Origin of the sequence: Chthonobacter rhizosphaerae, from assembly GCF_013839525.1 — a bacterium.
Lineage (GTDB): Bacteria > Pseudomonadota > Alphaproteobacteria > Rhizobiales > Pleomorphomonadaceae > Chthonobacter > Chthonobacter rhizosphaerae.
This window is the reverse complement of record NZ_JACDIS010000009.1, coordinates 164,993-172,956: the sequence shown is the minus strand read 5'-3', so window position 1 is coordinate 172,956 and position 7,964 is coordinate 164,993. Positions and strand designations below refer to the sequence as shown.

Genomic DNA, 7,964 nt, shown 5'->3' with positions numbered 1-7,964 from the left:
GCCGCCGGTCTCCGCCAGCACCTTGGTGATCGCCGCCGTCAGCGACGTCTTGCCATGGTCGACGTGGCCGATCGTCCCGATGTTGCAGTGCGGCTTCGTCCGCGAGAATTTCTCTTTAGCCATCGACGTCGCTCTCTCGTCTCTGTCTTCTTGTTTCTCGGGCGACGGTTGCCGCTGTGCGGACGCGCGTCATCCGATTCCGCCGCCCCGACCGGGGCCGCGACGGCACCGGACAGCGCGAACACCACGGACCGTTTCACGAACCGTGGTGCGAACCTTCTCTTCACGATCGCTGGGATCTTCTGCGAAGCTCCCACGACGGCTGTCGCTCGGCCACGCGGGCGCTTCAAACGGCTGGAGCGGGTGAAGGGAATCGAACCCTCGTCATCAGCTTGGAAGGCTGTTGCTCTACCATTGAGCTACACCCGCAACGCTTACTCTGCCGTTCGACCTTCATCGGGTGGTGGAGAGGGTTGGATTCGAACCAACGTAGGCTGAGCCAACGGATTTACAGTCCGTCCCCTTTAACCACTCGGGCACCTCTCCTAAGGACACCCAACGAAGTCGACCAAGCGTCTGGATGGTCGAGTGAAACTCGCCGCCCGGCGGGCGTGAATTTCGGGGCGGGTTATGGCCGTTCGAATTCGGCTTGTCAACGCCCTGTCGCAACGAAGTTCTGAAGCCGCGGCGGCGATCGCGGGACGCCGCCCGGACGCCTCCGGAACCGCCGCGCGCCCCTCGCGCCACCGCCGCGCCACCGCCGCCCTAACGCCGCGCGACTCTCTCCGCGGACCGCCGCCCCGCCCTTTCGCCGCCTCGATCGGCCCGATATAAGGCGCCATGACCGACAAGCACCGCTCCGGGCCCGGCGCCCGCGCCCCCGCCGGACGCCCTTTCCGACCCCGCCCGAAGCGGGAGCGCGAAGCCGGCGACACCCTTCTCCTCTACGGCCTCCACACGGTGGAGTTCGCGCTGAAGAACCCGCGCCGCAAGGCGCGCAAGCTGATGGCGACCCGCAACGCCCTCGCCCGGCTCGCCGAGCGATTCGACGGCGGCGTCCTGCCGCTGGAGGCCGAGGAGGCGTCGCCCTACAGCCTGGACCGGCTGCTCGGCTCCGATGCGGTGCACCAGGGCGTGGCGCTCGAGGTCGATCCCCTGCCGACCCTGAGAGCCACGGACCTTTCCGGCGCGCCGCTCGTGCTCGCCCTCGACCAGATCACCGACCCGCACAACGTCGGGGCGATTCTGCGCTCCGCCTGCGCCCTCGGCGTCCAGGCGGTGGTGACGACCGCCCGCCACAGCCCGGCGGAATCGGGCGTGCTCGCCAAGTCCGCCTCCGGCGCCCTCGACCTCGTGCCCATCATGCAGGTGCGCAACCTCGGCGACGCCCTGGAGGAGCTGAAGGCGGAGGGCTTCCAGATCGTCGGCCTCGACAGCGAGGGCCCCGCCGCGCTGGAAGACACGCCCCTCCGGGCGCCCGTCTGCCTGGTGCTCGGCGCCGAGGGCAAGGGCCTGCGCCAGCGCACCCGCGAGATCTGCGACGTGCTCGCGCGCCTCGACATGCCCGGCGAGATCAAGAGCCTCAACGTGTCGAACGCCTGCGCGCTCGCCCTCTACGTGGTCCGCAGCGCCACCCTCCCCCGCGCCCCCTGACCCCCACCGCCTCCCCGCCCCGCCACGCCCATGTTGCAGCGACCCGCCGTCCGCGCTATTCCACGGGCGGCGCCGGCTTAGCACAGCGGTAGTGCAGCGGTTTTGTAAACCGAAGGTCGGGGGTTCGATCCCCTCAGCCGGCACCATCTCCAGGCCCCGGCCCTCCCCCCGGGTCCCGTCGGCGATGGGCCAAGCGGCCGCCTCGCCCCTGCCCCATCCGTCGAGGAGCGCCCCCATGCCGCCCGGCGTCACCATCCAGCGGATCGGCCCGGCCGACGCCGACCTCCTCGACAAGCTTCTCGATCTCTTCGCGGAGGCCTTCGGCGACGACGAGGCCTATCGGAGCGCGCGCCCGGGCGCGGGCTACAGGCGCGACCTCCTCGGCTCCGACGGGTTCATCGCGCTCGCGGCCGTCCGCGACGGCGCGGTGCTCGGCGGGCTCGCGGCCTATGTGCTGCGCAAGTTCGAGCAGGAGCGCAGCGAGGTCTACATCTACGACCTCGCCGTCGCCGAGCCGGTCCGGCGCGCCGGCATCGCGACGGGGCTGATCGAGGCGCTGAAGCCGATCGCCGCCGGGTGCGGCGCGCACGTCATCTTCGTCCAGGCGGATCCGGGCGACGATCCGGCCATCGCGCTCTACACCAGGCTCGGCCGGCGCGAGGACGTGCTCCACTTCGACATTCCGGTGCGGTGACCGGCGGCCGCAAGAGCGGGGCCGGCCCGGCGCGCCCGCCCCGCCCCGCCCGGCCCGGCCCTCACGGCCGGCGGGCGCGGCAGACCAGCCAGTGCATGGCGCAGGGCCGCCCTTCCTGCACCGCCGCCCAGCGCACGCCGTCCGACACGTGGGCGAGGAACGGGAAGGCGTTCGGGTTGCGCGGGCCGCTGGTCAGCACCGAAAGCGTGTGGGTGAACTGCAGGTGCGCCATCAGGTTGCCCGTGATGGTCGGGTCGAGGAAGTCGTGGCACTCGATGATCAGGTCCGCGTGCTTCAGCGCCTCCACCGTCGGTGGGTGGGTGAACAGCGTCTTCTCGTAGCCCTCGCAGTCGGAGATCACCAGGAGACGCGGGTGCAGGCCGGCGAGCCGCGCCAGTTCGGCCGGGTCGCACAGCCCGTGGGCGTGCACCCGGTCGGCGACGCCGTTGGCCTCCGCCGCCAGCGCCAGGATCCGCACCGCCTGCGGGTTGGTGTCGTAGCCGTGGACCGGCGTGTCCGGGAACAGGCGGGCGCAGCCGACCGCGAAGTAGCCCTCCGCGCAGCCGATGTCGACCACCGCGTCATACCGGTTGCGCGCGAGGTCGGCGATCGTCTCCTGCACCTCCCGCTCGTAGGTGCCGAGGAGCTTCGGCCCCAGGTCGCCGGCGCCCCACGAGACGGCGTCGAGCAGGCGCATGCCCCGGAACGGCCCGTCGTAGACGGTCATGCGCGTGCGCGCGCGGATCAGTTCGTCCGCCTCGGCCAGGAGGTCGAGGAGGGTCCGGTTGCCGTAGCCCATGAGAACCGCCCTTCCGCGACTCGGGTGCCAGATCGGCGAAATGCTATCCGACCTCCCGGGCGCCCGCCATCGCGGGCCGTCGCCGGTAACGGTCGGGCAAGACCCGTGGCGGAGGATGCGTCGCGCCCGCCGGCCCGCGGGCGCCGCGCGCACACCCGCGATCATGCGCCCACACGACGGATCCCTCACGAAAGCACGCGCCGATGACCCGAACGCTGATCCTGTCCGCCGCCGTCCTCGCCGCCGCCCTGGTGGAGGGCGCCTCGCCCGTCCCCGCCGCGCCGGTCGCCACCTTCACGGTCGCCACCTTCACGGGCGCCACCTTCACGGTCGCGACGGTGCGCGGCGCGCAGGTGCCGGCCGGCATGGTCATCCGCGTCACCCTAGGGGCCGACCGGATCTCCGGCACCACCGGCTGCAACAGCTTCGGCGCCGGCGCGACCCTCGCAAACGGCGCGATCGGCTGGACCATGCCATTGTCGGCCACCCAGGCCCGCTGCGCCGACGACGCCATGGCGGCCGCCGAGGCGTCTTTCCTCGACGCCCTCTCCGCCTCGGTCGCCTACGTGCTGACCGCCGACACGGTCACGCTCACCGACGCCGCGGGCGCCGAGACCGTCGCCGGCCGCCGCGACCCCTGATCATCCGTTCCGCTCGCCCACGCCCGGCAGCGCCGCCGGACGCGCCTGCCGCGTGCGGATCCGCTCCGCCACCATGGCCTGCAGCCGCCACAGCCGGCTGTCGCGGATGTCGTGCTGCTCCAGGTGCACCACCGTGTTGTGCAGATACTCCGCGCACGAGCCCACATGGCCGACGGCCGTCGCCAGCACGTCCGCCACCACCGGGTCCGGCAGCCGGCCCGCGTAGGCAGAGCCCGCCCGGTCGGCCGTGAAGGCGAGCGCCGTCACCGGCCCGGTGTCCGTCTCGGTCTTCAGCCAGCGCGGCCGGTTCGTGGTCGTCTTGCTCGACATCTCGCGTTTCAGGAGCGCGATCATGGCCTCCACCGGGTCGCCGTCCGGAAAGCGGTAGATCAGGCCCCGGCAGCTGCCGCCCCGGTCGAGCACCATCATCAGGCCCGGCGCCTCGGGCGTGCCGCGCCAGCGGCTGAGCTTCAGGGCGAACGACCGGTGCCAGCCGCGCGCGACCGCGATCCGGTGTTCCGGAGACGAGAATGCCGGCTTCCAGATCAGCGAGCCGTAGGCGAACACCCACGGCGCGCTGCCGGCGGGCAGGTCGGCCAGCAGGCGCTCGGCGAGCTCCCGGTAGTCGTCGTCGGTCATCGGCACGAAGCCGGGCGTCGGGCCGGGATCGTCCACCACGCGGTGGACGAGCGCCACCAGGTCGGGGGTCAGGCTAAGCATGGGTCTCCTCGGTCGGGGCCGGCGGAACCACGGCGCGCGGACGCGACGCCACCGCGGGTCCTGTGTCATTTCGGGATCACTCCCGATTGAACCAGGATGCGCGGCCCGTCGCCAGACCCAAGACTGCTGAAGGTGTGTTCAGCGTTTGCCGCCCAAATCGGCATACTCCCCCGGTGATTCGACCCGGCCGCCGAGGGGAGCCGCCGCCCATGAAACGCCTGATCGCCGGGGGCTTCGCCCTCTGCCTCCTCGTCGTCCTCGCGGCGGCGGCCGTCCCGTTCCTCGTCCGCAGCGACTGGATCCGCGACCGCATCATCACGGCGGTGGAGGACGGCACCGGCCTCCGGCTCGCCATTGGCGGCGACGTCTCGGTCAGCCTCCTGCCCTCGCTCGCCCTTGCGGCAAAGGACGTGCGCCTGTCCCGCGGCGACCGGACGCCCTTCGTGGCGGCGCGCGATGTCCGCCTCGGCCTGGACCTCACCGCCCTCCTCGACGGCCGCGTGGCCGTCACCGCCCTCGGGCTCGGCGGGCCGCGCGTCCTCCTCCACACCGGCGCCGACGGCCGGCCGAACTGGTCCGGCGACGCCCCTCCCGCACCCTCCGAGGGTGCCGCCCCGTCCGGCGACGCGCCCTCCGTCGGTTCGTCCTCCGGCGACGGCCTCGCCTGGAGCATCGAGCGGATCACCATCACCGACGGGTCGATCGCCTATGCCGACGAGCGCACCGGCGCGACCGAGGCCGTCACCGGCATCGACGCCGAGACCGGCCTCGTCGACCTCGCCCGGCCGCTCGCCCTGACCGGTCGGTTGACCGCGCGCGGCGCGGACTGGACCGTCTCCGCCACCGTCGCGGAACCCGGCGCCCTCGCGACGGACGGCGCGTCCGATCTCGCGCTCGCGCTTGCGGCGGACGGCGGGCGCCTCTCCGTGGAGGGCCGCCTGGCGCGCTCCGCCTTCGACGGCCGCTTCGACCTGGTGGCGGACGATGTCGCCCGGTTCGCCGCCCCGCTCGGCGTCGGCCCGCTTCCGGTCCGGGCGGTGCAGGCGGCCGGCCACCTCGCCGCGGGCGGCGCGCGGGTCGAGCTGACCGAGGTCAGCTTCGTCGCCGACCAGGCCACCGGCGCCGGCGAGGCGGCCCTCTCGCTGGAAGCCGACCGCCCGCGCGTGGACCTCCGCATGGCGCTCGACCGGCTGGACCTCGACGCGCTCGCCGCCGCTCCCGACACGTCCGACGAGTCGCCCGCCTCGGCCGGCACCGCCGACGGCCCGGGCGGCGGCCTGGACCTCGCGCCGATCGCCGGCCTCGACGTCGGCCTCGACCTCAGGATCGGCGAACTCGCCGGCGCGGCGTTCGCCGAAACCGGGCCGATCCGCTCCGTGCGGCTGGTCGGCGTCGCCGAGAACGGCGCCATCACGGCCTCCCTGGAACCGGTGAAGGTGCTCGACGGCACCGCCGGCCTGCGTCTCACCGCAAAGCCCGACGCGGCGGGCGTCCGCCTGGACGGCCGCGTCACGGCCGAGGGCTTCGCCGCCTCGGCCCTCTCGGGCCTCCTGGCAGAGCCCCTGCCCGTCCGTGGCCGGCTCTCCGCCGACATGGCCTTCGCGGCGGCGGGCGCGTCTTCCGACCAGATGCTGGCGAGCCTCGGCGCCGCCGGCACCGTGAAGCTCCGCGACGGCACCATCACCGGCATCGGCCTCGCGGACGCCTTCGGCGATCCGTCGGCCGACCGCCTCACCGGGGTGGCTCTCGACGTCACCGTCCGCTCCCTGTCGGAGCCGATCGCGCTCGCCGGGACGGCCGCCTTCCGGGGCGAGCCCTTCCGTCTCGACGTCACCGCCGACGCCCGCGCCGCCGCCGCCAGCCGCCCGTTCGCCCTCACGGCGGCGGCGCGGTCGGAGCGCCTCTCCCTGTCGTTCGACGGCACGGTCGACCCGGCCCGATCCGCCGCGGCCGGCGGGATCGGCATCGACGCGCCGTCCTTCGCGGCGGCGCTCGCCGTTCTCGACCGCCCGGTGGAGCGCATGCCGGCCGGGCCGGTCTCCATCTTCGGCCGGATCGACGTCGACCCGGCCGGCGTGCGCTTCGGCGACGCCGAGTTCACGCTCGCCGATACTCGCCTCGTCGGGAACGCGTCGGTGGACCTCGCCGGCAAGCCCCGGATCGTCGCCCGTCTCGCCGGCGACACGATCAACCTTGGCGCTCTCATCGGCGGGGCCAGCGGCGCCGGCGCGCCGCGCGATGCGTCCCGAACCGCCGCCGACGAGCGGCGCGGCTGGAGCGACGAGCCGCTCGACCTCTCCGGCCTTCGCGGGTTCGACGCCGACGTGTCCGTCCGGGCCAGCCGCGTGGCCTTCGGGGGCGCCGAGACCGGTCCGGCGGACGTGTCGATCCGCAACGAGGCCGGCCGCCTCCAGGTGGACCTGCCGGAGTTCAGCCTCTACGGCGGCACCGGCTCCGGCGCCGTCACGGTGGATGCGTCCGGCCAGGTGCCGGGCATCGTCACGCGCTTCGGCCTGAAGGCGGTGGACGCCCTGCCCTTCCTCGCCGGCGCCACCGGCTTCACGCGGATCGAGGGCAAGGCGGATCTGAACGTCGAGCTCCAGGCGGCCGGCGGGTCCGAACGCGCCCTCGTCCAGGCGCTCGACGGCTCCCTCGCGTTCGCCTTCCGCGACGGAGCGCTTCGCGGCATCGACGCCGCCGCCCTCCTGCGCTCGGCGGCCGTCGCGGTGGTGACCGGCCTCGGCCAGTCCGAGGGTGCGACAACGCCCTTCTACGGCCTGACCGGCACGGCCCGGATCGAGCGCGGCATCATGCGGAACGACGACCTCGCGCTGGAAGGGCCCTTGGTCCGGGCCACCGGCGCGGGCGTGGTCGACATGCCGGCGCGCCAGATCGGCTACCGCTTCGTCCCCACGCTGACCGCCGGCTCCGGCGAGGACATGACCTTCGAGGTCCCCATCATCCTGGAAGGCCCTTGGGAGGCGCCGCGCATCTACCCGGACATCTCGGGCATCCTGGAGAACCCGGAGGCCGCCTACCGCAAGCTGCGCGCGCTCGGCGGCGCCTTCTCCCGGCTCGGCAAGCTGGAGGGCGACGACGTGGGGCGCGTGGTCGAGGAACTGGCGCCCGGCATCGGGGCGGTTCTCGCTCCCGAGGGCGCACCGCCGGGTACGGAAGACGCGCTGAAGGACCTCATCGGCGGCGTGCTCGGCGTTCCGCGCCCGAAGCCCGATTCCGCCGGCCAGCCGGCGGAGCGGCAAACTCCACCCCCGGCGGACCCGGTTCCGGCCGGCGCCGAACCCGCGCCCACGGAGCCACCCCCGCCCATGGAGCCGCCCTCGGCGGAGGCCTATCCGCCGCCGCCCGGTCCGGTCGACCAGCCTCCGCCGCAGGACCCGCTCCAGCAGCTCCTCGAACAGGGCGTGCAGCAGCTGTTCCGCCAGTAGCCGGCCCGGCC

At 73.8% G+C, this 7,964-nt stretch carries 7 protein-coding genes and 3 tRNA genes; 5 read left to right on the top strand and 5 right to left on the bottom strand.

Annotation, left to right across the window (positions count from 1 at the left end; genetic code table 11):
- The 3 genes from HND91_RS16770 to HND91_RS16760 form a co-directional block, all read right to left on the bottom strand.
- Positions 1–123 (bottom strand): GTP-binding protein (locus tag HND91_RS16770; RefSeq protein ID WP_243080190.1); only part of this gene is annotated, 123 nt, incomplete at its 3' end.
- 232 nt (positions 124–355) lie between these two features.
- A tRNA-Gly gene (locus tag HND91_RS16765) sits at positions 356–429 on the bottom strand.
- A gap of 32 nt (positions 430–461) precedes the next feature.
- Positions 462–546 (bottom strand) — tRNA-Tyr (locus HND91_RS16760).
- A 294-nt stretch (positions 547–840) separates the two neighbouring features.
- On the opposite strand from HND91_RS16760, the gene rlmB reads away from it, so the two are divergent.
- The 3 genes from rlmB (at position 841) to HND91_RS16745 (ending at position 2,347) form a co-directional block, all read left to right on the top strand.
- Positions 841–1,653, top strand: a complete 813-nt coding sequence (gene rlmB, locus HND91_RS16755) for a 23S rRNA (guanosine(2251)-2'-O)-methyltransferase RlmB (protein ID WP_181707748.1) — start codon at positions 841–843, stop codon at positions 1,651–1,653.
- 71 nt (positions 1,654–1,724) lie between these two features.
- Positions 1,725–1,799 (top strand) — tRNA-Thr (locus HND91_RS16750).
- An 89-nt stretch (positions 1,800–1,888) separates the two neighbouring features.
- The gene (locus HND91_RS16745; protein ID WP_181707747.1) at positions 1,889–2,347 is read left to right on the top strand and encodes an AAC(3)-I family aminoglycoside N-acetyltransferase; all 459 of its coding nucleotides are present in this window, start codon (positions 1,889–1,891) and stop codon (positions 2,345–2,347) included.
- A 61-nt stretch (positions 2,348–2,408) separates the two neighbouring features.
- On the opposite strand, the gene HND91_RS16740 is transcribed toward HND91_RS16745, so the two are convergent.
- On the bottom strand, positions 2,409–3,146 hold the full coding sequence (locus tag HND91_RS16740; RefSeq protein ID WP_181707746.1) for a methyltransferase: 738 nt from the start codon (positions 3,144–3,146) through the stop codon (positions 2,409–2,411).
- Positions 3,147–3,349: 203 nt separating this feature from the next.
- On the opposite strand from HND91_RS16740, the gene HND91_RS16735 reads away from it, so the two are divergent.
- Positions 3,350–3,787, top strand: a complete 438-nt coding sequence (locus HND91_RS16735) for an META domain-containing protein (protein ID WP_181707745.1) — start codon at positions 3,350–3,352, stop codon at positions 3,785–3,787.
- Here the strand turns inward: HND91_RS16735 and HND91_RS16730 are convergent, their stop codons facing one another.
- A complete protein-coding gene (locus HND91_RS16730) occupies positions 3,788–4,507 on the bottom strand; it encodes a gamma-glutamylcyclotransferase (protein WP_181707744.1) in 720 nt (239 codons plus the stop codon).
- 209 nt (positions 4,508–4,716) lie between these two features.
- Between HND91_RS16730 and HND91_RS16725 the strand changes: the two genes are divergently transcribed.
- The gene (locus HND91_RS16725; protein ID WP_181707743.1) at positions 4,717–7,953 is read left to right on the top strand and encodes an AsmA family protein; all 3,237 of its coding nucleotides are present in this window, start codon (positions 4,717–4,719) and stop codon (positions 7,951–7,953) included.
- Positions 7,954–7,964 lie beyond the last annotated feature (11 nt).